Annotated in this window: 21 protein-coding genes; 19 read left to right on the top strand and 2 right to left on the bottom strand. The window is 50.7% G+C overall.

The genetic code is table 11. The features are described from left to right. Positions 1-49: 49 nt before the first annotated feature. The 17 genes from nuoG (at position 50) to M2387_RS10800 (ending at position 19,146) form a co-directional block, all read left to right on the top strand. Positions 50-2,773: an NADH-quinone oxidoreductase subunit NuoG gene (nuoG, locus tag M2387_RS10880; RefSeq protein ID WP_259049204.1), complete on the top strand. Its 2,724-nt coding sequence runs from the start codon at positions 50-52 to the stop codon at positions 2,771-2,773. Next, positions 2,770-3,747: an NADH-quinone oxidoreductase subunit NuoH gene (nuoH, locus tag M2387_RS10875; protein ID WP_259049203.1), complete on the top strand. Its 978-nt coding sequence runs from the start codon at positions 2,770-2,772 to the stop codon at positions 3,745-3,747. The genes nuoG and nuoH overlap by 4 nt, the downstream gene beginning before the upstream one ends. Before the next feature lie 14 nt (positions 3,748-3,761). Beyond that, a complete protein-coding gene (nuoI, locus tag M2387_RS10870; RefSeq protein WP_259049202.1) occupies positions 3,762-4,304 on the top strand; it encodes an NADH-quinone oxidoreductase subunit NuoI in 543 nt (180 codons plus the stop codon). Positions 4,305-4,314: 10 nt separating this feature from the next. Beyond that, the gene (nuoJ, locus tag M2387_RS10865; protein ID WP_259049201.1) at positions 4,315-4,872 is read left to right on the top strand and encodes an NADH-quinone oxidoreductase subunit J; all 558 of its coding nucleotides are present in this window, start codon (positions 4,315-4,317) and stop codon (positions 4,870-4,872) included. Beyond that, entirely contained in the window at positions 4,869-5,171 is a 303-nt protein-coding gene (gene nuoK / locus M2387_RS10860; protein WP_259049199.1) for an NADH-quinone oxidoreductase subunit NuoK, read from the top strand. The genes nuoJ and nuoK overlap by 4 nt, the downstream gene beginning before the upstream one ends. Continuing rightward, a complete protein-coding gene (nuoL, locus tag M2387_RS10855) occupies positions 5,168-7,009 on the top strand; it encodes an NADH-quinone oxidoreductase subunit L (RefSeq protein WP_259049198.1) in 1,842 nt (613 codons plus the stop codon). The genes nuoK and nuoL overlap by 4 nt, the downstream gene beginning before the upstream one ends. A gap of 81 nt (positions 7,010-7,090) precedes the next feature. Further along, complete coding sequence (nuoM, locus tag M2387_RS10850; RefSeq protein ID WP_259049197.1) at positions 7,091-8,620, top strand: NADH-quinone oxidoreductase subunit M; 1,530 nt, start codon at positions 7,091-7,093, stop codon at positions 8,618-8,620. Positions 8,621-8,626: 6 nt separating this feature from the next. Further along, positions 8,627-10,084, top strand: coding sequence for an NADH-quinone oxidoreductase subunit NuoN (gene nuoN, locus M2387_RS10845; protein WP_259049196.1), 1,458 nt, complete (start codon positions 8,627-8,629; stop codon positions 10,082-10,084). Between the two features lie 113 nt (positions 10,085-10,197). Further along, positions 10,198-10,665: a GNAT family N-acetyltransferase gene (locus M2387_RS10840; protein WP_259049193.1), complete on the top strand. Its 468-nt coding sequence runs from the start codon at positions 10,198-10,200 to the stop codon at positions 10,663-10,665. Between the two features lie 46 nt (positions 10,666-10,711). After that, on the top strand, positions 10,712-11,023 hold the full coding sequence (locus M2387_RS10835; protein ID WP_259049192.1) for a glycine zipper domain-containing protein: 312 nt from the start codon (positions 10,712-10,714) through the stop codon (positions 11,021-11,023). Between the two features lie 103 nt (positions 11,024-11,126). Then, positions 11,127-12,428 (top strand): isochorismate synthase MenF, encoded by a 1,302-nt coding sequence (gene menF, locus M2387_RS10830; RefSeq protein ID WP_259049191.1) that lies wholly within the window; start codon positions 11,127-11,129, stop codon positions 12,426-12,428. Positions 12,429-12,510: 82 nt separating this feature from the next. Next, on the top strand, positions 12,511-14,178 hold the full coding sequence (menD, locus tag M2387_RS10825; protein WP_259049189.1) for a 2-succinyl-5-enolpyruvyl-6-hydroxy-3-cyclohexene-1-carboxylic-acid synthase: 1,668 nt from the start codon (positions 12,511-12,513) through the stop codon (positions 14,176-14,178). Beyond that, positions 14,175-14,948 (top strand): 2-succinyl-6-hydroxy-2,4-cyclohexadiene-1-carboxylate synthase, encoded by a 774-nt coding sequence (gene menH, locus M2387_RS10820; RefSeq protein ID WP_259049188.1) that lies wholly within the window; start codon positions 14,175-14,177, stop codon positions 14,946-14,948. The genes menD and menH overlap by 4 nt, the downstream gene beginning before the upstream one ends. A gap of 15 nt (positions 14,949-14,963) precedes the next feature. Continuing rightward, on the top strand, positions 14,964-15,821 hold the full coding sequence (gene menB / locus M2387_RS10815) for a 1,4-dihydroxy-2-naphthoyl-CoA synthase (RefSeq protein WP_259049186.1): 858 nt from the start codon (positions 14,964-14,966) through the stop codon (positions 15,819-15,821). Then, on the top strand, positions 15,821-16,786 hold the full coding sequence (menC, locus tag M2387_RS10810) for an o-succinylbenzoate synthase (protein WP_259049184.1): 966 nt from the start codon (positions 15,821-15,823) through the stop codon (positions 16,784-16,786). Before menB ends, menC begins: the two co-directional genes overlap by 1 nt. After that, the gene (gene menE / locus M2387_RS10805) at positions 16,783-18,150 is read left to right on the top strand and encodes an o-succinylbenzoate--CoA ligase (protein WP_259049182.1); all 1,368 of its coding nucleotides are present in this window, start codon (positions 16,783-16,785) and stop codon (positions 18,148-18,150) included. Before menC ends, menE begins: the two co-directional genes overlap by 4 nt. 99 nt (positions 18,151-18,249) lie before the next feature. Next, a complete protein-coding gene (locus tag M2387_RS10800) occupies positions 18,250-19,146 on the top strand; it encodes an Rpn family recombination-promoting nuclease/putative transposase (protein ID WP_259049181.1) in 897 nt (298 codons plus the stop codon). Positions 19,147-19,240: 94 nt separating this feature from the next. On the opposite strand, the gene M2387_RS10795 is transcribed toward M2387_RS10800, so the two are convergent. Beyond that, positions 19,241-20,689 (bottom strand): catalase, encoded by a 1,449-nt coding sequence (locus M2387_RS10795; protein ID WP_259049180.1) that lies wholly within the window; start codon positions 20,687-20,689, stop codon positions 19,241-19,243. Positions 20,690-21,073: 384 nt separating this feature from the next. Here M2387_RS10795 and M2387_RS10790 point away from each other — a divergent pair, with 384 nt between their 5' ends. Beyond that, positions 21,074-21,610: a YfaZ family protein gene (locus tag M2387_RS10790; protein WP_259049179.1), complete on the top strand. Its 537-nt coding sequence runs from the start codon at positions 21,074-21,076 to the stop codon at positions 21,608-21,610. 67 nt (positions 21,611-21,677) lie between these two features. After that, entirely contained in the window at positions 21,678-22,880 is a 1,203-nt protein-coding gene (locus M2387_RS10785) for a nicotinamide mononucleotide deamidase-related protein YfaY (protein ID WP_259049178.1), read from the top strand. Positions 22,881-23,023: 143 nt separating this feature from the next. Here M2387_RS10785 and M2387_RS10780 read toward each other — a convergent pair whose 3' ends face one another. Next, positions 23,024-23,953: a hypothetical protein gene (locus tag M2387_RS10780; protein ID WP_259049176.1), complete on the bottom strand. Its 930-nt coding sequence runs from the start codon at positions 23,951-23,953 to the stop codon at positions 23,024-23,026. Positions 23,954-23,964 lie beyond the last annotated feature (11 nt).

Genomic DNA, 23,964 nt, shown 5'->3' with positions numbered 1-23,964 from the left:
TTTTGATTAACGCCTGAGTTTATTCAGGCCAACTGGAAGCATGCTGACTATGGCTACGATTCATGTAGACGGCAAAGAATATGAGGTAAACGGAGCAGACAACCTTCTTGAAGCTTGTCTGTCTCACGGCCTTGATATTCCTTATTTTTGCTGGCATCCGGCGCTGGGCAGCGTCGGTGCTTGCCGCCAGTGTGCGGTAAAGCAATATCAGAACGCTGAAGATACCCGCGGCCGCCTGGTAATGTCTTGTATGACACCTGCGTCTGACGGCACCTTCATCTCTATTGATGACGGTGAAGCGAAGGAGTTCCGGGAAAGCGTTGTGGAATGGTTGATGACTAACCACCCGCATGACTGTCCGGTCTGTGAAGAAGGGGGCAACTGCCACCTTCAGGATATGACCGTTATGACAGGTCATAGCTTCCGTCGCTACCGCTTTACTAAACGTACTCACCGTAATCAGGACCTGGGACCGTTTATTTCTCACGAAATGAACCGTTGTATCGCCTGTTACCGCTGTGTTCGTTACTACAAAGACTATGCAGACGGTAAAGACTTGGGCGTCTATGGTGCCCATGACAACGTCTACTTTGGTCGCCCTGAAGACGGTACGCTTGAAAGTGAATTCTCCGGCAACCTGGTAGAAATCTGCCCGACCGGTGTATTTACCGATAAAACGCACTCAGAGCGTTATAACCGTAAATGGGATATGCAGTTTGCACCAAGCATTTGCCAGCAATGTTCTCTGGGTTGTAACACAAGCCCGGGTGAGCGTTATGGCGAGCTGCGTCGCATCGAAAACCGTTACAACGGTACCGTAAACCATTACTTCCTGTGTGACCGCGGTCGTTTTGGTTATGGCTATGTGAACCGCAAAGACCGTCCTCGTCAGCCGATTCAACGTCGTGGCGATGACTTAATTACCCTGAATGCGGAACAAGCATTACAAGGTGCAGCAGATATTCTGCGTCAGTCGAAGAAAGTTATCGGTATTGGCTCACCGCGCGCCAGCATTGAAAGTAACTTCGCGCTGCGTGAACTGGTTGGCGCGAGCAACTTCTACACCGGCATTGCAGCAGGTGAGCAGGCGCGTTTACAGCTGGTACTGAAAGTTCTGCGTGAAAGCGGTATTCATACCCCTGCACTGCGTGAAATTGAGTCTTACGATGCGGTACTGATTCTGGGTGAAGATATTACTCAGACCGGCGCGCGCGCGGCTCTGGCGATTCGTCAGGCAGTAAAAGGCAAAGCACGTGAAATGGCAGCAGCCCAGAAAGTGGCTGACTGGCAGATTGCAGCGATTATGAACATCGGCCAGCACGCTAAACACCCGCTGTTTGTGACTAACGTTGATGATACCCGTCTGGATGATATTGCTGCCTGGACCTATCGTGCTCCGGTTGAAGATCAGGCGCGTCTTGGCTTCGCGATTGCCCATGCACTGGATGAAAATTCACCGGCGGTGGAACTGAGCCGTGACTTGCGCAATAAAGTGGATGTTATCGTTCAGGCGCTGGCGGGTGCACGTAAACCCTTAATCGTCTCAGGTACCAATGCTGGCAGTGAGGCAGTGCTTCAGGCTGCGGCTAACATCGCGAAAGCGTTGAAAGGTCGTGGAGCCGAGGTTGGCGTCACCATGATCGCGCGTGCGGTCAACAGTATTGGTCTGGGCATGATCGGCGGTGGTTCACTGGACGAAGCGCTGGCTGAACTGGAAACCGGTGCAGCAGATGCCGTTGTCGTTCTGGAAAACGATCTGCATCGTCATGCCTCAGCGGCTCGCGTTGACGCAGCCCTGAGTAAAGCGCCACTGGTTCTGGTGATTGACCACCAGCGTACCGATATTATGGATAAAGCCCATCTGGTGCTTTCAACGGCAAGCTTCGCTGAGAGTGACGGTACCGTCATTAACAACGAAGGCCGTGCCCAGCGCTTCTTCCAGGTTTATGACCCGACTTACTACGACGGCTCCGTTGAGATGCTGGAAAGCTGGCGCTGGTTGCATTCCTTGCAAAGTGTTGTCGAGAATCGTCTGGTTGACTGGACGCAGCTCGATAATGTGATTGACGCCTGTGTGAAAGCGCTGCCACAACTGGCAGGTATCAAAGATGCTGCTCCGGATGCGAGTTTCCGTATTCGTGGTCAGAAACTGGCGCGTGAACCTCATCGTTACAGTGGCCGTACCGCAATGCGTGCCAACATCAGTGTTCATGAGCCACGTCAGCCGCAAGATAAAGACACCATGTTTGCCTTCTCTATGGAAGGGAACAACAGTCCGCTTGCCGATCGTCAGCAAATTCCTTTTGCCTGGGCACCAGGATGGAACTCACCGCAAGCATGGAACAAATTCCAGGCTGAAGTGGGCGGTCATCTGCGCCACGGCGATCCGGGTGTTCGTCTGATTGAAGCCTCTGAAAACGGTCTGGATTATTTCACCTCAGTTCCTGAGAGCTTCCATGCAGAAGACGGTAAGTGGCGTGTTGCACCTTACTACCATCTGTTCGGTAGTGATGAAATGTCCCAGCGTTCACCGGTATTCCAGAAGCGTATGGTTGAGCCTTACGTCAAACTGAACCCGGAAGATGCGGCAGCATTAGGTGTTAATGCAGGTGGTCTGGTGTCCTTCAGTTATGAAGGTCAGACTCTGAGCCTGCCTCTGCAGCTCTCCGCTGGACTCGCAAAAGGCTTAGTCGGTTTGCCGATGGGTATGCCAGGAATTGCACCTGTTCTTGCGGGTGCCCGTCTTGAGAATCTGCAGGAGGCTGCGCAATGAGTTGGTTGACGCCAGATGTTATTGATATTCTCATCAGCATCCTCAAAGCCGTTGTGATTGTCTTAGTTGTGGTGGTATGTGGCGCGTTTATGAGCTTTGGCGAACGTCGTTTGCTCGGGCTCTTCCAGAACCGTTACGGACCAAACCGTGTCGGCTGGGGCGGATCGCTCCAGCTGGCAGCTGACATGATCAAAATGTTCTTTAAAGAGGACTGGGTTCCAAAGTTTGCCGATCGTGTCATCTTTACCATTGCACCGGTTATCGCCTTTACCTCAATGCTGCTGGCATTTGCCATTGTGCCTGTCAGCCCGTCGTGGGTAGTCGCTGATCTTAATATCGGTATTTTGTTCTTCCTGATGCTGGCAGGCCTGGGCGTTTACGCCGTACTGTTTGCTGGCTGGTCAAGTAATAACAAATATGCCCTATTAGGTGCGATGCGTGCATCAGCCCAGACACTGAGTTACGAAGTGTTCCTTGGTCTTTCCCTGATGGGTGTGGTTGCGCAGGCCGGTTCATTCAATATGACCGACATTGTTAACAACCAGGCTGATATCTGGAACGTTATCCCACAATTCTTTGGTTTTGTGACGTTTGCTATCGCAGGCGTTGCAGTTTGCCACCGTCACCCGTTTGACCAACCGGAAGCCGAGCAGGAACTGGCTGATGGTTATCATGTTGAATATTCCGGTATGAAATTCGGTCTGTTCTTCGTGGGTGAATACGTCGGTATTGTGACGATTTCTGCCATGATGGTGACGTTATTCTTTGGTGGCTGGCATGGCCCATGGTTACCCCCGTTCATCTGGTTTGCGCTAAAAACGGCGTTCTTCATGATGATGTTCATTTTGATTCGCGCAGCGCTGCCTCGTCCTCGTTATGACCAGGTGATGTCCTTTGGCTGGAAAATTTGTCTGCCACTGACGCTTATCAATTTGCTGGTGACCGCAGCGGTCATTCTTTACCAGACACCATAAGGGGTGAAAAAACCATGACATTAAAAGAGTTAGTGGTTGGTTTCGGCACCCAGGTACGCAGTATCTGGATGATTGGCATGCACGCTTTTGCTAAACGCGAAACGCGCATGTATCCGGAAGAGCCAGTTTATCTGCCGCCACGCTATCGTGGCCGTATCGTGCTGACGCGCGATCCGGACGGCGAAGAACGTTGCGTTGCCTGTAACCTGTGTGCGGTTGCTTGTCCGGTTGGTTGTATTTCTCTGCAAAAAGCCGAGATGCAGGATGGTCGCTGGTATCCGGAGTTCTTCCGTATCAACTTCTCTCGCTGCATTTTCTGTGGTCTGTGTGAGGAAGCTTGCCCGACGACTGCAATTCAGCTTACGCCAGACTTTGAATTAGGTGAGTTCAAACGCCAGGACCTGGTGTATGAGAAAGAGGATCTGCTGATTTCCGGTCCGGGCAAATACCCGGAATATAATTTCTACCGGATGGCAGGTATGGCAATCGACGGCAAAGATAAAGGTCAGGCTGAAAATGAAGCCAAACCTATCGACGTCAAAGGCCTGTTACCTTAAGGAGTCAGGAATGCTATTTGCTTTTTATATTTGTGCCATTGTGGCCGTCCTGACCACCCTGAGGGTGATCACTCACACTAATCCGGTCCATGCGCTGCTGTACCTGATTGTTTCCTTGCTGGCTATCTCCGGGGTGTTCTTCTCACTCGGAGCGTACTTTGCCGCAGCGCTGGAAATCATCGTTTACGCAGGTGCCATTATGGTGCTGTTTGTCTTCGTCGTGATGATGCTGAACCTCGGTAATTCGGTCGTGCAACAAGAACGCGACTGGCTTAAACCACAAGTTTGGATCGGTCCTGGAATACTTTCAGGTTTGCTGCTGGTGGTGCTGATTTATGCCATTAGCGGTCTTAACGATCAGGGCATTGACGGTACGAATATCGATGCGAAACAAGTCGGTATTGCGCTGTTCGGACCTTATGTTCTGGCGGTTGAGCTGGCTTCTATGCTGCTGCTGTCCGGGCTGGTGGTTGCATTCCATCTGGGTCGTGAAGACAGAGCCGGTGAAGTACTCAGCAACCGCCCGTCTGATACAGCTGTGAGAAAGAAATCGGAGGAGAACGTATGATCCCGTTGCAACATGGACTGATCCTCGCGGGCATTTTATTTGTGCTGGGGCTGACAGGGCTGACTATCCGTCGCAATCTGCTGTTTATGCTGATAAGCCTTGAAGTGATGATCAATGCCGCTGCGCTGGCTTTTGTTGTCGCTGGCAGCTATTGGGGCCAGCCTGATGGTCAGGTGATGTATATACTCGCGATCAGTTTGGCTGCTGCTGAGGCCAGTATCGGTCTTGCATTGCTGCTGCAGCTCCATCGTCGTCGCCAGAACCTGAATATCGATTCAGTAAGTGAGATGCGTGGATGAACCTTCTCTGGTTAACTATTTTTCTGCCATTAGTTGGCTTTGTATTACTGGCGTTTTCTCGTGGACGCTGGTCTGAAAATGTCTCTGCGATTATCGGCGCGGGCTCTGTTGGCCTTGCTGCTTTAGTTACGCTGTTTGCCGGGATTGAGTTCCTCGGTGGCTCCCGTGAAGCCTTCATCCAGCCATTATGGACCTGGATGGCGGTAGGCAGTTTTGACATCGGCGTTAAGCTGCACCTTGATGGTCTTTCCCTGACGATGCTGTCCGTGATTACCGGTGTGGGCTTCCTTATCCATATCTTTGCATCATGGTATATGCGTGGTGAAGAAGGCTATTCACGCTTCTTTGCCTACACTAACCTGTTTATTGCCAGCATGGTGGTATTGGTGCTTGCCGATAACATGATGCTGATGTATCTGGGTTGGGAAGGGGTAGGGCTCTGTTCTTACTTGCTGATCGGTTTCTATTACACCGATCCGAAGAACGGCGCTGCGGCGATGAAAGCTTTCATCGTGACCCGTGTCGGTGACGTGTTCCTGGCCTTTGGTATGTTCATTCTCTATAACGAGCTGGGCACCCTGAACTTCAGTGAAATGGCACAACTGGCACCGCAACACTTTGCAGCCGACAACCATATGTTGAATCTGGCAACGCTAATGATCCTGGGTGGTGCAGTCGGTAAATCTGCTCAGCTGCCACTGCAAACCTGGCTTGCTGATGCGATGGCCGGTCCAACGCCTGTTTCTGCTCTGATCCACGCAGCAACCATGGTGACCGCGGGTGTCTACCTGATTGCCCGTACTCATGGCCTGTTCCTGCTGACGCCTGAAGTGCTGCATCTGGTAGGTATTGTGGGTGCGGTAACGCTGGTGATGGCGGGCTTCTGTGCCTTAGTACAGACCGATATCAAACGTATTCTGGCTTACTCAACCATGAGTCAGCTCGGTTATATGTTCCTGGCGCTGGGCGTACAGGCGTGGGACGCAGCGATTTTCCACTTGATGATCCATGCGTTCTTTAAAGCCTTGCTGTTCCTCTCCGCAGGTTCGGTCATTCTTGCCTGCCATCATGAGCAAAACATCTTCAAGATGGGTGGGCTGCGTAAGTCTATCCCGCTGGTTTATGTCTGCTTCCTGGTGGGTGGTGCCGCGTTGTCTGCTCTGCCGATTATCAGTGCTGGTTTCTACAGTAAAGATGAAATCCTTGAAGGTGCGCTGGCCAACGGCCATATGTACTTACTGATTGCCGGTCTGGCGGGTGCAATGCTGACTCCTCTGTATACCTTCCGTCTGATTTTCGTGGCCTTCCACGGTAAAGAACAGATTAAAGCCCATGCGGGTAAAGGTATTACTCATCATCTGCCATTGGTAGTCCTGGCAGTGCTGTCGACCTTTATTGGTGCGCTGATTGTACAACCGTTGCAGGGGGTCTTACCGGATACCACTAAACTGGCTCACGAGACAAAACTGACTCTGGAAGCTATCTCTGGCGCGATTGCCATTGTGGGTCTTCTGCTGGCAAGTTGGCTGTGGTTAGGTAAACGTACTCTGGTCACCGCTCTGGCGAACAGCACTCTGGGCCGTCTGCTCAACAAGCTGTGGTTCAATGCCTGGGGCTTCGACTGCCTGTACGACAAAGTGTTTGTTAAACCATTCCTGGGTATTTCCTGGCTGCTTAAGCGTGACCCGCTGAATGCGCTGATGAATATTCCTGCCATCCTGGCACGCTTCGCGGGTCGTGGCCTGTTAGTGAGTGAGAATGGTTACCTGCGCTGGTATGTGGCATCCATGAGCATTGGCGCGGTAGTGGTACTTGGCTTACTGCTGATACTGCACTAATCCGACGGTGAGTTCCCTCTTTGCAAGGAGAGGGAAGTGAGCGATGTATAAGATTTATTTTAATAAGGGACACAAAACGCCATGCTATTACCCTGGCTAATACTAATCCCATTTATCGGCGGTTTCTTCTGCTGGCAGACCGAACGCTTCGGCGTGAAAGTGCCTCGCTGGATTGCGCTGATTACCATGGGGCTGACACTGGCACTGACTTTGCAATTATGGTTGCAGGGTGACTATTCTCTGACGCAGACTGCGGGTTTGCCACAGTGGCAGTCTGAGTTCGTTCTGCCATGGATCCCAAGTTTTGGTATCTCAATCCATCTTGCGGTTGACGGCCTGTCGCTGCTGATGGCGGTGCTTACCGCATTGCTGGGCGCACTGGCAGTACTGTGTTCCTGGAACGAGAATCAAAAATATCAGGGCTTTTTCCACCTGAATTTGATGTGGATCCTCGGTGGCGTAATGGGGGTGTTCCTCTCCATTGACCTGTTCCTGTTCTTCTTCTTCTGGGAGATGATGCTGGTACCGATGTACTTCCTGATTGCGTTATGGGGTTATAAAGCCTCTAACGGGAAGACGCGTATCAATGCGGCGAACAAGTTCTTCATCTATACCCAGGCCAGTGGTCTGGTGATGTTGATTGCCATCCTCGGCCTGGTGTTCGTGCATTATAATGCGACCGGTGTCTGGACCTTCAACTACGAACAGTTACTGAATACGCCGATGTCCCAGGGTGTGGAATGGCTGTTAATGCTGGGCTTCTTTATTGCCTTTGCAGTGAAAATGCCGGTTGTACCTTTGCACGGTTGGTTACCTGATGCGCACTCCCAGGCGCCAACCGCAGGTTCGGTTGACCTTGCGGGTATCTTGCTGAAAACCGCGGCTTATGGCCTGTTGCGTTTCTCTCTGCCACTGTTCCCTGAAGCGTCGGCTGCTTTCGCACCGATTGCGATGGGCTTAGGTGTTATCGGTATTTTCTACGGTGCGTGGCTGGCTTTTGCTCAAACCGATATCAAGCGTCTGATTGCTTATACCTCTGTTTCACATATGGGCTTTGTATTAATCGCCATTTACACCGGTAGCCTGCTGGCGTACCAGGGGGCGGTGATCCAGATGATTGCTCACGGTCTGTCTGCGGCGGCACTGTTCATTATCTGCGGACAGCTTTACGAGCGTCTGCATACCCGTGATATGCGTCAGATGGGTGGCCTGTGGAACAAGATTAAGTGGTTACCGGGCCTGTCATTATTCTTCGCTGTTGCCAACCTCGGGATGCCGGGAACGGGTAACTTCGTCGGTGAATTTATGATCCTGTTTGGTAGCTTCCAGGCGGTACCGGTTACCACTGTGATTGCGACCTTTGGCGTGGTGTTTGCCTCGGTTTACTCGCTGGCAATGTTCCATCGTGCCTACTTCGGTAAAGCGCAAAGTGAGATAAGCGATAAGCAACTGCGTGGTATGACAGCCCGTGAATTCTCAATTATTTTGTTCCTTGCGGCACTGTTAGTTCTGTTGGGTATTTTCCCACAGCCAATTCTGGATACCTCTCACGCTGCAATGAGTAATATTCAGCAGTTGTTCACACAGTCCATTTCTACTACAAGGCCGTAATTCGCCATGACTATAACTGCTCAACATTTGATTGCGCTACTCCCACTGTTAATCGTCGGATTGACGGTGGTGGTTGTGATGCTCTCCATTGCTTGGCGACGCAACCACTTTCTTAGTGCCACGCTCTCAGTTATTGGCCTCAATGCTGCATTAATCTCTTTGTGGTTTGTGGGTCAGGCAGGCGCTATGGATGTCACCCCGCTGATGCGGGTTGATGGTTACGCCATGCTTTATACTGGTCTTGTGTTACTGGCAAGCCTGGCAACCTGTACCTTTGCTTATCCGTGGTTACAGGGTTACAACGACAACCGTGATGAGTTCTATCTGCTGGTTCTGATTGCGGCCCTGGGCGGTATTCTGCTGGCGAACGCGAACCATATGGCTGCGCTGTTCCTGGGCATTGAATTAATCTCCTTACCGCTGTTTGGTCTGGTGGGTTATGCTTATCGCCAGAAACGTTCGCTTGAAGCCAGTATTAAATACACCATTCTGTCCGCGGCGGCATCTTCGTTCTTACTGTTTGGTATAGCGCTGATTTACGCTAATTCTGGCAGCCTGTCGTTCGTTGAACTGGGCAAAAGTCTGACTGCCGATGCTATCCACGAGCCGTTATTGCTCGCGGGTCTTGGTCTGATGATTGTCGGTCTTGGCTTTAAACTGTCACTGGTTCCTTTCCACCTGTGGACGCCAGATGTCTATCAGGGAGCGCCAGCGCCGGTTTCGACCTTCCTGGCAACCGCCAGTAAAATCGCCATCTTTGCTGTCGTGATGCGTCTGTTCCTCTATGTCCCTGTGGGTGAGAGTGAAGCCGTACGTGTGGTATTAGGTCTGATTGCTTTCGCCTCAATCCTCTTCGGTAACTTGATGGCATTGACCCAGTCCAATATCAAACGACTGCTGGGTTATTCCTCTATTGCCCACCTGGGTTACTTGCTGGTGGCGCTGATTGCTCTGCATGACGGTTCGCTGTCGATGGAAGCGGTCGGTGTTTACCTGGCGGGTTATCTGTTCAGCAGCCTGGGTGCATTTGGTGTGGTCAGTCTGATGTCCAGCCCTTACCGTGGAAATGATGCCGACTCGCTGTTCTCCTATCGTGGGCTGTTCTGGCATAAGCCGGTTCTGTCTGCGGTGATGACCATTATGATGCTGTCGCTGGCCGGTATCCCAATGACGCTGGGCTTCATCGGTAAGTTCTACATCATTGCTGTCGGTGTTCAGGCTCACCTGTGGTGGTTGACCGGTGCGGTTGTGGTGGGTAGTGCGATTGGTATCTACTACTATCTGCGTGTGATGGTCAGTCTCTATCTGAGCGCGCCAGAGCAGCTTAACCGTGATACTCCGTCCAACTGGGCGCTGAGTGCGGGCGGTATTGTGGTACTTATCTCTGCCATTCTGGTACTGGTTCTGGGTGTTTACCCGCAACCGCTTATCAGCCTGGTGCAGATGGCCCAGCCGCTGCTGTAACCTCGCAGTTGATGCAATAAAAAAACCGCTTCGGCGGTTTTTTTATTGGCGTGAGCGACCAAATCTGTTATCACCGTTGTTTATGTTAACTTGACCAGTAATAAGGTACCCCTATGATCCAGTGGCATAATCTTCACCATAGCGAATTAACTACCTCCCAGCTCTATGCCTTGCTCAAGCTTCGTTGTGAGGTCTTTGTTATCGAACAAAACTGCCTCTATGAAGAACTTGATGGTGAGGATTTGGTGGGTGAAAATCGCCATATTCTTGCTATTGAAGAGGGCGAAATCGTTGCTTACGCCCGGATCCTAAAAAGTGAAGACCCGCTTGAGCCGGTTGTTATTGGGCGGGTGATTGTTTCTTCCCGGCTGCGCGGACAAAAACTGGGTGAGCAACTGATGGCATTTACCCTGGAGGTTTGCCAGCAGCAGTGGCCTGATAAAGCGATTTATCTCGGAGCACAGGCCCATTTAAAAGACTTCTATGCCCGGTTCGGTTTTTCAGCCGTGACGCCAGAATATGATGAAGATGGTATTTTGCATATCGGTATGGCAAAAGACCCGGCAGGCGAAATGCGTTAACATTGTCTATAGTTAAAGTGGATACTTTTTTCTTACAGGAGTAATTATGTCCAGATATCTGTTTACACCAGAAGATGACGTTACATTGTTAAGAGAAACACTGGATCAAGTGTTATGCACTATTGATGATCCGGAAAATGAGTACTACAGAGAAATGAAAGCTCAGGCAGTACAGCGATTATATGAAGTGAGACAACGTTTGAGTGGAGAGGCGGAGCAAGGCTACGACACCCTCAAAAAGGCAGCCTGCTGGACCGATAATTATCTGCACCATAAACCCTGGCAGAGCATCGGTATCAGTACTGCGGCGGGTATTACCTTTGGTTTTATTCTTGCGCGTTGTACTTTATCTGATTAATTTTTTCAAAAAATCCAGCATAACTCACTGAATAAAGAGGTAAGTTTTTTTATTCCATGAAAACCACGTATAATTAGTGGTTTTCAAAGAGGGTAAAGTCAACGTGAACTCAGTAGCCACAGCACTGCGACAAATGCAGCGAGAGCTGAATCAGGAATTTACTGATGAACCGGGTTTTCGGGCTCTCAGTGTGGTACTGAGTTTGAGTGAGCGGTCTGACCCTCTCGGCTGGCTTACCCGACAAGTTATCTATCCCCAGTTTTACTGGCAACATCGTGACGGGAAGGAAGAAGTCGCTGCATTAGGCCAGATAAAAACTTTCCCCACCCTTAATGATGCCCGGGCTTTTTGTCAGCAACATACAACCTTACCGAATGTACGACTGTGGGGACTGAATGCGTTTGATTTAACGCAAGGCTATCTTTTTCTTCCTCGTTTTGAGTGGCGCAGGCAGGGTGGCGAAGCCGTTTTGTGGCTCTATCTCTACAGTGAAACCTCCCTCAAAGAAGATGTCCGTCAGGTTCTGGCATTAATCGAACAATTAATGCCGGAAACTTCGATTCCACCGCTCAGTCTTCAGCTCTTCAGTGAAACCCATCACCCCGAATTACCTGCATGGTGTGACTTGATTAATAAGGCCATCACCACGATTGAGCAGGCGGTTCTGGATAAAGTGGTATTAGCCCGGGCAACCGATTTAGTCTTTTCTTCTGCCGTGTCTGCTGCGGGATTTATGGCTGCAAGTCGACGGCTTAATCTTAACTGCTATCATTTCTTGATGGTCTTTAATGCCAGGCAGGCTTTCCTGGGTTCCAGTCCGGAAAGGCTATGGCGGCGTCTCGGCAGGCGTCTGGATACCGAGGCTCTGGCAGGTACCGTGGCCAGCCATGAAGATGATGGTCGCGCTAAAGCTTTAGCCGACTGGTTGTTAAAAGATGATAAAAATCAGCGCGAAAATATGCTGGTTCTGGAAGATATCTGCCAGCGCCTGCAAAACGTGGTTGATGAACTGGATGTTTTACCTCCCGAGATTATTCGGTTGCGTAATGTCCAGCATTTGAAACGTGGCATTCACGCCATGCTGAAGAAGCCTGATGACCAGGTTTGCTTACAGCAATTACAGCCCACTGCTGCGGTCGCCGGATTACCGCGCGAGCAAGCGCGTGAGTTCATTGCTCAGAATGAACCTTTTGACCGGGAATGGTATGCCGGTTCTGCGGGTTATTTATCGATTCATCAGAGTGAGTTCTGCGTGGCGCTGAGATCGGCAAAGGTCACGGATGATACCGTACGCCTCTATGCCGGAGCCGGTATTGTGGCCGGGTCGGTTGCACAGCAGGAATGGCAGGAAATAGAGAATAAGGCCGCTGGTCTGCGTACTTTGTTGTTGAAAAATAGACGTTAAATACTATCTTCACGACGCAAGTCAATTTTCTTGTCTCAGCAGTATCTATACTGTCCGGATAAAACTGTCTCAGGACAATAATATGTCAATAAGCGCATTTAACCGTCGTTGGGCGGCCACTATTCTTGAAGCGCTGACCCGACAGGGTGTGCGTCATGTGTGTATTGCGCCCGGTTCGCGTTCCACGCCGTTGACGCTGGCTGCGGCAGAGAATAGGGCTTTTACCTGCCACAGCCATTTTGATGAGCGCGGTTTAGGGCATCTGGCACTCGGCCTGGCCAAAGCCAGCCGCGAACCTGTTGCCATTATTGTTACCTCAGGAACGGCGGTCGCTAACCTTTATCCTGCTGTAATTGAGGCCGGTCTGACGGGTGAAAAATTAGTGTTACTCACCGCCGACAGGCCTCCGGAGCTGATTGACTGCGGTGCTAATCAGGCTATTCGTCAGCAGGGTATTTTCAGCAGTCATCCTGCCGTCAGTATCAATTTACCGCGTCCCTCGCAAGATATCCCAGCCCGCTGGCTGGTATCCACGCTCGACAGCGCCATGAGCCAGTTAGAAGGCGGCGCGCTGCATATTAACTGTCCCTTCGCTGAGCCACTCTATGGTGAGATGGATGATACCGGCTTATCCTGGCAAAACGCGCTAGGCGAGTGGTGGGAAAGCGACCAGCCCTGGTTACGAGAAATTCGGGCAACGGGCGTTGTCGTTCAGCCGGACTGGTCGGTATGGCGCCAGAAGCGGGGGATCGTCGTCGCTGGCCGAATGTCTGCTGCGGAAGGCATAAAAGTCGCAGCCTGGGCAAAAATGCTTGGCTGGCCACTCATCGGGGATGTGTTATCGCAAACCGGCCAGCCGTTACCTTGTGCTGATTTGTGGCTGGCGGGTAAAACAGCGAATTGTTTGCAACAGGCCGAAATGATTATTCAGTTTGGCGCGCATTTAACCGGGAAGCGAGTTTTACAGTGGCAGGCTGCCTGCCAGGCAGAAGAGTACTGGCTGGTTGACTCCTCTGGCGGGCGGCTGGATCCCGCCCATCACCGGGGCCGTCGGCTGGTGGCAGGGATATCGTCCTGGCTTGAAAATCATCCGCCACAAAGCGCCGCTAACTGGGCTCCTGAGTTGCAGACTCTGGCTGCCTCTACCTTACGTCAGGCTGAAGCCCGGACAGAAAACTTTGGTGAAGCGCAGGTCGCCCAGCGTATCGGGCGATTACTGCCCGAGGAGGGGCAGCTTTTTGTCGGTAATAGTCTGGTAGTGAGATTAATCGATGCTCTGGCACAATTACCCGCCGGTTATCCGGTATTCGGTAATCGGGGTGCCAGTGGTATCGACGGACTTATCTCCACCGCGGCGGGCGTTCATCGTGCGTGTCAGCGAGCCACTCTTGCCATTATTGGCGACCTTTCGGCACTCTACGATATGAACTCACTGGCATTATTACGGGGTACCACCGCTCCTCTGGTCTTACTGGTGGTGAATAATAATGGCGGGCAAATCTTCTCAATGCTCCCGACGTCAGTTGAACAACGAGAGCGTTTTTATACTCTGCCGCAGGACGTTAACTTCTCCCATGCAGCAGCCATGTTTGGCCTTAATTATCAGCAACCTACCCGCTGGGATGAACTCCAGACTGCGGTAGATAAGGCATGGCGGCATCCGGGCACTACGCTGATAGAGGTCATTGTTGAACCGACGGCCGGTGTTGACTGCTTAAAACAGTTACTGGGGCAGGTTAAAACAGCATGATACTTCATGCTGTTTTACACGCCGGAAGTCAGCCCCAGCGGCCTTGTCTTGTCTGGTTACATGGCTTTTCAGGCAGCCACCAGGAGTGGATGCCTGTCAGTACCGCCTTTAATGAGTGGTCTCAGTTATGGCTGGATCTGCCAGGGCATGGTGCTTCCGTCGACCTGCAAGGCAACGACTTCGAGACCACCGATAGTTTAATTGCTGCGACATTAGCGCATTATCATATTGATGATTACTGGCTTGTCGGATATTCATTAGGCGGACGTCTGGCGATGTATCACGCCACGCAGGGTAGAGCCGCGGGTTTATGTGGCCTGGTGGTTGAAGGAGGCCATCCTGGTCTGGATAACGAAACTGACCGGGAAGCCCGCCGGCTGCATGATGCGCACTGGGCGGCTAGATTTTGCCATGAACCACTGAGTCAGGTCCTCGAAGACTGGTACCAGCAACCGGTCTTCAGTGACCTTGATGAGCAGCGGCGGACTGCGTTAGTGGCTTTACGCAGCCAGAATAATCCTGCTGCACTGGCTTTGATGCTGGAAGCGACTTCGCTGTCCCGCCAGCCAGACTTACAGGCTACGCTATCGAAACTCCAGATCCCTTTTTATTATTTGTGCGGCGAGCGAGATATGAAATTTCGTGCCATCGCCGCTCGCCTCGGTCTTACACCCGAAATTATCTCTGGCGCCGGGCATAATGCGCACCTGGAAGCACCTGCTGCATTTAGTGCCCGGCTATTAAACCTGTTACATGATTCTGACTTCTAATTTTAAGGACTGACGATGATCCCTGTTGATGAAAATATGCTGTACGCACCGGTTGAATGGCAGGATTGCTCTGAAGGATATAGCGATATTCGCTACCATAAATCCACGGATGGCATCGCGAAAATTACTATTAATCGCCCGCAGGTACGCAACGCTTTTCGCCCATTAACGGTGAAAGAGATGATCGATGCGATGTCTGATGCACGTTACGATGACAATATCGGGGTGATTATTTTGACTGGGGAAGGGGATAAAGCCTTCTGTGCCGGAGGCGATCAGAAAGTGCGTGGCGATTATGGCGGCTATCAGGATGCCAGCGGTACACACCATCTTAATGTGCTGGATTTCCAGCGCCAGATCCGTACCTGTCCTAAGCCGGTTGTGGCGATGGTGGCGGGATACTCTATCGGTGGCGGGCATGTACTGCACATGATGTGTGACCTGACCATCGCTGCGGAAAATGCCATATTCGGCCAGACCGGACCGAAAGTCGGTTCCTTTGATGGCGGCTGGGGCGCTTCCTATATGGCCCGTATCGTTGGTCAGAAAAAAGCGCGTGAAATTTGGTTCCTGTGCCGTCAGTACGATGCAGCCGCAGCGCTGGATATGGGACTGGTCAATACTGTGGTGCCGTTAAATGAACTGGAAAAAGAAACCGTTCGCTGGTGCCGTGAAATGCTGCAAAACAGCCCGATGGCGCTACGCTGCCTGAAAGCGGCACTGAATGCCGACTGTGACGGACAGGCGGGCTTACAAGAACTCGCAGGTAATGCAACGATGCTGTTCTATATGACTGAAGAAGGCCAGGAAGGACGCAATGCCTTCAATGAGAAGCGTCAGCCAGACTTCAGCAAATTTAAACGGAATCCGTAATGCGTCGGGCTGAGGTATGGCACTACCAGATCCCTATGGATGCCGGAGTCATTTTACGCAACCAGCGTTTAAAGCAGCGTGAAGGTTTGCTGGTCAGACTGACAGAGGGGGAGCAAACCGGCTGGGGAGAGATTGCGCCATTACCGGGATTCAGTCATGAAAACCTGGGCGAGGCGCGATTAGCACTGCTGAACTGGCTGAGTCAGTGGCAGGCTGGGAAGGAGGATCCTTTACCGGAACTGCCTTCGGTCGCCTTTGGTTTGAGCTGTGCTTTAGCTGAACTTGCGGGAGACTTGCCGCATGCCGCTGACTATCGGGCCGCCCCTTTGTGCAGTGGCGATCCTGATGAACTTATTCTGGCTCTTGCTGCGATGCCGGGTGAAAAAATTGCCAAGGTAAAAATTGGTGAATATGAAGCGGTGCGTGATGGCATGGTGGTCAACTTACTGCTTGAGGCAGTGCCTCAATTACGTCTGCGCCTCGATACCAACCGGCGCTGGACGCCGCTGAAAGCCCGGCAGTTTGCTAAATATGTTAATCCGGCTTATCGCTCGCGTATTGCTTTTATCGAAGAGCCTTGTCAGACCCCTGAGCAGTCGCGCGAGTTTAGTCTTGAAACCGGGATTGCTATTGCCTGGGATGAAAGCCTGCGTGAACCGGGCTATGTCTTTCAGTCGGAACCCGGTGTGGTTGCAGTGGTGATTAAACCCACGTTGACTGGCAGCCTGGACAGGATCCGGGAACAGGTCGCTGCAGCTCACCAGCAGGGGCAAATCGCGGTTATCAGCTCGTCTCTGGAGTCGAGCCTGGGGTTAACGCAACTTGCGCGTATTGCTGCCTGGTTAACGCCCGGCGAGATCCCAGGTTTAGATACGCTGGCGCTGATGCAGGCTCAGGTCATTCGTCGCTGGCCAGGTAGCCCGCTTCCTTGCTGGCAACTTGATAATCTGGAACAGATTCGATGAGCTTTCATCACTGGCCCTGGCACCATTGGGCAGAGTTGCGTGGAAGGGATGACGCGCTAATCCTGGAAGGGCAGACGCTTGACTGGACGACCTTATGCCAGCGTGTTAATGCCCTGGCGGGTGGTTTTCATCAGCAAGGTGTCAAGGCCGGTGACGGGGTCGCTCTGCGTGGCAAAAACAGCGCACAAATATTGCTCGCCTGGATGGCATTATTACAGTGTGGTGCGCGCGTTCTGCCGCTAAATCCACAGTTTCCGGATGCGTTTTTAGAGGATTTACTGCCCGGCCTCACGCTTTCCTGGGGCATTTCATTGCCGGGTGAAAAAACCGTCTCTGATTTACCCGTATTGCAATGGCTAACCGCCGATCCCTGGCAAGCGAGCTGGCAGCCTGACCGACTGGCATCCATGACGCTTACATCAGGGAGTTCAGGTATTCCTAAGGCGGCGGTACATACCTGTGCTGCCCATCTGGCGAGTGCCGCAGGCGTCCTTTCCCGGTTGAGCTATGGCGCGAAAGATAGCTGGTTGCTTTCGCTGCCATTATTTCATGTTTCCGGGCAGGGTATCTTTTGGCGCTGGCTCCAGGCAGGGGGAAGCCTGGCGGTCAAACCTGACCAGGCACTCGTCGATGCTTTACAGGGATGTACTCACGCCTCACTGGTGCCCACTCAGCTATGGCGCTTACTGGAACAACAGCAGGAATTCACGTTACGTGAAGTTTTACTTGGCGGCGCTACTATTCCCGTGGCGCTGACACAGCAGGCTACAGCTGCCGGATTAGCCTGCTGGTGTGGCTATGGACTCACTGAGCTGGCTTCGACCGTCTGTACTAAACCTGCTGATGGACTCTCTGATGTCGGTACGATATTGCCCGGACATCAGTTGAAAATCATGAACGGGGAGATTTGGTTACGCTCAGCAACACTTGCCAGCGGCTACTGGCGTGATGGTGAGCTGGTCTCGCTCTGTAATGCCGAAGGTTGGTTTCCGACGCGAGATCTCGGTGTGTTAAACGGCAACCGGCTCCAAATTATCGGGCGTGCTGATAATCTGTTTTTTAGCGGTGGAGAAGGTATTCAGCCGGAAATTGTTGAACAGATAATTTCCAGACACCCGTCAATCGAGCAGGTCTTTATTGTACCTGTGACGGATGTAGAGTTTGGACAGCGTCCGGTAGCGATAGTCGCGGCGAGAGGAGAGATTGATTTTCAGGAAATCAATCTCTGGCTAAAAGACAAACTACCGCGTTTCCAGATCCCCGTGCACTGGTATAGCTTACCCGAGCCGTTCAGACAGGAGGGGATTAAAGTTTCCCGGCAAAAACTTATCTCGTGGGTTGCGCACCGGCATTTGTTGCCCTGAGTCTGAGAAAATTCTTTATTACAGGCTCAGGGTTGTTTCTTGATAGTTACGATTAACTGATAGTAATAGTCTCCCTGCATTATTTCAGAGCCAGGGCCTATGAAAAGGAAAAACAGCACACCCACCCCTCATGACGCAACATTTCAGCAGTTCCTGAGACAGCCGGACGTTGCCCGTGACTTTATCAATCTTCACCTTCCGGTGGAGTTTCGTACTATTTGCGATCTCAATACGCTGAAACTCGAATGCAGCTCGTTTGTGGAAGAGAATCTGCGCCAGTACTTCAGTGATGTGCTCTATAGCATGAAAACGGCGACCGGAGACGAGGGATACGTACATATTCTGATTGAACACCAGTCCACCCCCGACAAGCATATGGCATTTCGCCTGATACGTTATGCGATAGCCGCGATGCAACGCCATCTTGATGCCGGACATAAAAAATTGCCGCTGGTAGTACCGGTACTTTTTTATATGGGGAAACGCTCACCTTATCCTTATTCCACTAACTGGTTACAGGAGTTTACCGACCCTCTTCAGGCGCAAAAACTCTACAGCAGCGACTTTCCGTTAGTGGATATCACGCTTATTCCGGACGACGAGATTATGCAGCATCGCAGTATGGCGGCGCTGACGTTACTCCAGAAACATATTCGCCGTCGGGATCTTGCCGAACTGAGCGAGCGACTCAGTACTATTCTGATGACAGACTCTCTCTCGTCATCTCAGATAACTTCACTTATTCATTACATTATTCATGCTGGTGACTCGGTAAATGCGGAAGTTTTTATCCGTAAACTGGCTGGTAGAGTCCCGCATTATGAGGAGGCACTTATGACTATTGCTCAGAAACTAAAACAAAATGGAATTAATGAAGGACGAAAACAAGAAAAGCAGGATATGGCCCGGACCATGTTACAGCATGGTATCGATCCCAGAATAGTCATGAAAATAACGGCGCTGAGTGAAAAAGAACTGACTCAACTTTGCCATTGAGTATCATTTTTTCTGGTTATCAAGGTACTAAATAACCCGAAAAAAGGCCTGAGTGATAATGACTCAGGCCTTGATAGCTAAGATTTTGGTGCAGTTACTTAGTGCTGGTCAGTTTTTTTAACGCGGCTTCGATACCTGCCCGGTATTCAGGATGAACCTGGGCAAATAAGCCCAGCTGGCGTTCGATGATTTCTTCAGGAACGCTTTGCAGTTCGCCTGCAATACGCTGGAACATACGCTGATGCTCTTCTTCACTGAGTAAGTTAAACAGCGCCCGAGGCTGGCTGAAATAATCGTTGTCTTCACGGTGATTCCAGTGATCTGCCGCACCTTCAAGGCTTAATGGCGGCTCGCTGAAATCAGGTTGCTCCTGGAACACATTAAAGCTATTCGGCTCATAGGTTGCACCATTGCCACTATTGCCATCAATACGCATCGCACCATCACGATGATAGTTATGGAACGGGCATTTCGGAGCGTTAACCGGGATCTGATGATGGTTAACCCCGAGACGATAACGATGAGCATCGCCATAAGAGAATAAACGGCCCTGAAGCATACGATCGGGGGAGAAACTGATACCCGGAACAATGTTGGCAGGGGACATCGCAACTTGTTCAACTTCGGAAAAATAGTTTTCCGGGTTACGGTTGAGTTCCAGTACGCCGACTTCAATCAGCGGATAGTCTGCATGCGGCCAGACTTTTGTCAGGTCGAACGGATTATAAGGCGTCTGAGAAGCCTCGGCTTCTGGCATTATCTGAATAAACAGCTTCCAGCGTGGGAAGTCACCTTGTTCAATGGCATCGTAGAGGTCACGTTGTGAGCTTTCACGATCTTCACCAATGATTTTCGCCGCTTCATCATCCATCAGGTTTTCAATGCCCTGCTGGCATTTCAGATGGAATTTCACCCAGAAACGCTGGTTATCTTTATTGATAAAGCTAAAGGTATGGCTACCAAAACCATGAACATGACGGTAAGAACGAGGTAAACCACGATCGCTGAAATCGATAGTTAACTGATGCAAAGCTTCGGGTAAATGAGAAAAGAAGTCCCATTTATAGGTTGCGTTACGCAGGTTAGTGCGCGGATCGCGTTTGACGACATGGTTGAGGTCAGGGAACTTCAGCGGATCGCGCAGATAAAATACCGGGGTATTATTGCCCACCAGATCCCAGTTACCTTCTTCGGTATAAAACTTGATAGAGAAACCGCGAATATCCCGTTCTGCATCTGCGGCACCACGTTCGCCTGCGACGGTGGAAAAACGAATAAATAATTCGGTTTTCTTACCAACAGTATCAAACAGTTTGGCCCGCGTATAATCAGAAATATCATGTGTCACAGTGAAGTGGCCGAATGCGCCTGAACCTTTGGCATGCATACGACGCTCAGGGATCACTTCACGGTCAAAGTGGGCCAGCTTCTCAAGAAACCAGACATCCTGAAGTAACATAGGACCGCGTGGACCGGCTGTGGCAACATTATTGTTATCGGCAACCGGAGCGCCTGCAGCAGTTGTTAAGCCTTTCTTGCTCATCAGTATCTCCAACAATGAAATAGACAGTTTTACCCTTCATACTTCAAGTTGCTTGGGCGTTTCTTTCGTCAATTCTGCCGAATCACATAGTTTATCTATGCTCATCGACATAATTGACTCAGCGCCGGGAGCAACTCGAATTATTTTGGGTAATAAGAAAATAATGACATTTGCTCACCTTTAGGTTTAGGTGCTTATTGCCATATTAACAATGTGCCATTACCTGATATTGCAATTCTTTGATCCGGGAACGAAGAACGGTCTTATTTGCATTTTCTTACAATGAAAGAAGAAGTAGCTTTTAGTAACCCATTGATTAGATAATCTGCGGACAGTAAACATTATCTACCGGGGATACCCCCCTTCTTTTTCAGGAACCATGGAATGAACAAACTACATCTGGCTTATACACTAGGGCTACTGTTGGCATCTGCTAGTGCGAGTGCGATAAGCATTGGTGGTGGAGTTGGCAAAGAATTTAGCTACGTAGGTGTTGCGACTGAAGCCAGCGGCCTTAGCATTAATGGCAACTATGCCCATCATGAAAACAATGGCAATGCTGCGGGCCTGGGCCTTGGTTTTAATATCCCGCTGGGGCCTGTAACGGCAACGGTTGGCGGCAGAGCGGTCTACCTGAATCCAAAAGATGACAAAAATGGTTACGCTCTGGCGGCGGGTGGCGGTCTGAGATGGCCTGTTACATCCAGCATTAGCGTATTTGGTGACTACTATTACTCACCAGACTCACTTTCCAGTGGCGTAAAAGATTATAAGGAAGCCAGTGCGGGTGCACGCTGGGCTATTTTCCGTCCAATAAGCCTTGAAGGTGGTTATCGTTATATTGCTCTTGATGGTAAGAATGGTAATAGCAATAAAATGATTGCTAACGGCGCTTATGTCGGTGTCAGTGCGAATTTTTAAGCTTTCTGCGCGGCGTTTAGCCGCGCTTTAAGACATCTTCCAGAGCGAAGTATTGCAGGGTAAAACAATGTTAAAAGTGGAAATGCTGTCGACCGGGGACGAAGTATTATACGGGCAAATTGTTGATACCAATGCTGCCTGGCTTGCTGATTATCTCTTTAATCAAGGGTTACCTCTGTCACGGCGTAATACGGTGGGTGACAATCTTAATGATTTGATTGCTATCCTCCGGGAACGCAGCTTTGAGGCTGATGTACTTATTGTTAATGGTGGATTGGGCCCTACCAGCGATGACCTGAGTGCTCTGGCAGCAGCAACGGCTGCCGGTGTTGAACTGATGGAGCATGCCGGATGGTTGAAAACGATGGAGGCCTTTTTTGCCGGTCGGGGCAGGGTTATGGCACCCAGTAATCGTAAGCAAGCCATGATCCCGGCAAACAGTGAAATGATTGATAATCCGGTTGGTACTGCCTGCGGTTTTGCCATGCAGCTTAACCGTTGCCTGATATTTTTTACTCCGGGCGTTCCCTCCGAATTTAAAGAGATGGTGGCGCGGGAAATCTTGCCCCGACTACAGGCGCGTTTTACTCTCCCTGAACCCCCGGTCTGTTTACGCCTTACGACTTTTGGGCGCGGTGAAAGTGATTTGGCGCAGAGCCTCGATCCCCTGGTGTTACCGGATGACGTAGTGATGGGTTATCGCTCATCGATGCCGATTATTGAGCTAAAACTAACCGGACCTGCAACGCAACGGGCAGCAATGGAGGCTATCTGGCCTGAAGTCCGCCGTGTAGCGGGTAATAGCTTCATTTTTGAGGGGACAGAAGGGCTACCTGCACAAATTGCACGTCGCTTACGGGAGCGGTCTCTGACCCTGACTGTGAGTGAACAATTTACCGGTGGTTTGCTTGCCCTGCAACTTGGCCGGGAATCAGCCCCACTTCTGGCAAGTGAAATGCTACCAGCTCAAGAACAAACGCTTACCGATACCCTGAACTATGGTATCTCCTGGCGTAAAAAACAGGTTGCGGATATCGCTCTGGTGATTGCAGGGACTGTAGATGCTCAGGTCAATTTTGTTCTGATAACGGACAGCGGCAGCTATGGCCTGGGAGTTCAATTTGGTACTAGCCACCACAGTTTGAGCACGCGTCAGGAAATTTGTGCACTGATGGCACTGAATATGCTGCGCCGCTGGATGAATGGCGAAGCAATAGCGACCGATCATGGTTGGATTAAGGTAGTAGAATCAAAAGATTTATCATCTTGAATTTATCAAGACTGCACCCGGTCGTATTCTAAACGGGCTGCAATGAATAAATTATGGTCAAACATATCCTGGAGGGGAAGATGCGTTAATTTATCATTGCAGCCATTATCAGAAATCACCTTGGATCCTCAGGGGAGGGGCGATTATTTTGATGCCGGAACCTGAGCTATCATATCAATCAAAGTATCCGGAAAATAACTGACGGCAATCTTGTAATCTTTACCCATGATGTCGCCGCGACCCAGCCAGTTAATGCCGCGATAGGTCAGAAGGGCATTACCTCCATCACGACTGAAGTAATAGCCACCATCGGTATTAAATGCATAGCCTCTGGTACCGAGCTGCGTCAGGTGATAACTGCCGGGCTCCGGGGAATAAAGTTCCTGAACGCGTTTAAGGTAATAAGGCGAAAGCGCAGAGAATGTTTTGCCCGCGGCACGAGCATATTCTTCGAGCGTCAGTCCCGGCATTTTTTCGAGTTCGCTGGCAATAAATGCATAAATCTCAGCATTGGCGCGCAGAACGGATAATTTAACTGCCAGTACCTCTGCGACTTTGTCATTACTGAGCACATTTTCAGTTACCGTTCGCTCTTTTCCCTTATTTTGTCCTTTTTCCTCGATTTTTCGCGTCTTCTGAACGGTGATCTCATCTTCATCGGGTATCCTCGCAGCCCAGCTGGCCAGCCATGCGGCGCACATCTCCGCTCGTTTTTCCTGATCGTCATTAACGAGCAACGATAACGGGTGATCTTGAGCAGGTATTTTGGCAGGATCGAAGTGGCCATCCCGTTTGATTGACTCAATGACTCTTTCTTTACTGACCTCTCCTCGGGCCAGCAAGCAAATTCGCTGAATGACAGAAATATCAAACTGGTTATTAAGCTTTGGAGCAAGTTGAGCGACGGTATTTTCGATAATCGTCAGCGCAGGAAAGTCGATAACTATTTTTTCAGGTACGACAGGTTCAACAGATGCAGCAACTTGCGGTTGCACGCTGGGCTTTTGCTCGGGCCGATCGCAGCCTGCCAGCAGCAGGAGTGGTAATAAAGCGGTGAAAAATCTAATTTTCATATCTGAGTTTT

It is taken from the genome of Klebsiella sp. BIGb0407 (assembly GCF_024807845.1).
GTDB lineage: Bacteria > Pseudomonadota > Gammaproteobacteria > Enterobacterales > Enterobacteriaceae > JGM124.
The sequence above is the reverse complement of the archived record's forward strand: the minus strand, read 5'-3'. Positions and strand labels throughout refer to the sequence as shown.

What these genes read in the sequence shown, in the direction of transcription:
- nuoG (WP_259049204.1), top strand. Translation starts at nt 50, where the DNA reads ATGGCTACGATTCATGTAGACGGCAAAGAATATGAGGTAAACGGAGCA.
- nuoH (WP_259049203.1), top strand. Translation starts at nt 2,770, where the DNA reads ATGAGTTGGTTGACGCCAGATGTTATTGATATTCTCATCAGCATCCTC.
- nuoI (WP_259049202.1), top strand. Translation starts at nt 3,762, where the DNA reads ATGACATTAAAAGAGTTAGTGGTTGGTTTCGGCACCCAGGTACGCAGT.
- nuoJ (WP_259049201.1), top strand. Translation starts at nt 4,315, where the DNA reads ATGCTATTTGCTTTTTATATTTGTGCCATTGTGGCCGTCCTGACCACC.
- nuoK (WP_259049199.1), top strand. Translation starts at nt 4,869, where the DNA reads ATGATCCCGTTGCAACATGGACTGATCCTCGCGGGCATTTTATTTGTG.
- nuoL (WP_259049198.1), top strand. Translation starts at nt 5,168, where the DNA reads ATGAACCTTCTCTGGTTAACTATTTTTCTGCCATTAGTTGGCTTTGTA.
- nuoM (WP_259049197.1), top strand. Translation starts at nt 7,091, where the DNA reads ATGCTATTACCCTGGCTAATACTAATCCCATTTATCGGCGGTTTCTTC.
- nuoN (WP_259049196.1), top strand. Translation starts at nt 8,627, where the DNA reads ATGACTATAACTGCTCAACATTTGATTGCGCTACTCCCACTGTTAATC.
- M2387_RS10840 (WP_259049193.1), top strand. Translation starts at nt 10,198, where the DNA reads ATGATCCAGTGGCATAATCTTCACCATAGCGAATTAACTACCTCCCAG.
- M2387_RS10835 (WP_259049192.1), top strand. Translation starts at nt 10,712, where the DNA reads ATGTCCAGATATCTGTTTACACCAGAAGATGACGTTACATTGTTAAGA.
- menD (WP_259049189.1), top strand. Translation starts at nt 12,511, where the DNA reads ATGTCAATAAGCGCATTTAACCGTCGTTGGGCGGCCACTATTCTTGAA.
- menH (WP_259049188.1), top strand. Translation starts at nt 14,175, where the DNA reads ATGATACTTCATGCTGTTTTACACGCCGGAAGTCAGCCCCAGCGGCCT.
- menB (WP_259049186.1), top strand. Translation starts at nt 14,964, where the DNA reads ATGATCCCTGTTGATGAAAATATGCTGTACGCACCGGTTGAATGGCAG.
- menC (WP_259049184.1), top strand. Translation starts at nt 15,821, where the DNA reads ATGCGTCGGGCTGAGGTATGGCACTACCAGATCCCTATGGATGCCGGA.
- menE (WP_259049182.1), top strand. Translation starts at nt 16,783, where the DNA reads ATGAGCTTTCATCACTGGCCCTGGCACCATTGGGCAGAGTTGCGTGGA.
- M2387_RS10800 (WP_259049181.1), top strand. Translation starts at nt 18,250, where the DNA reads ATGAAAAGGAAAAACAGCACACCCACCCCTCATGACGCAACATTTCAG.
- M2387_RS10795 (WP_259049180.1), bottom strand. Translation starts at nt 20,689, where the DNA reads ATGAGCAAGAAAGGCTTAACAACTGCTGCAGGCGCTCCGGTTGCCGAT.
- M2387_RS10790 (WP_259049179.1), top strand. Translation starts at nt 21,074, where the DNA reads ATGAACAAACTACATCTGGCTTATACACTAGGGCTACTGTTGGCATCT.
- M2387_RS10785 (WP_259049178.1), top strand. Translation starts at nt 21,678, where the DNA reads ATGTTAAAAGTGGAAATGCTGTCGACCGGGGACGAAGTATTATACGGG.
- M2387_RS10780 (WP_259049176.1), bottom strand. Translation starts at nt 23,953, where the DNA reads ATGAAAATTAGATTTTTCACCGCTTTATTACCACTCCTGCTGCTGGCA.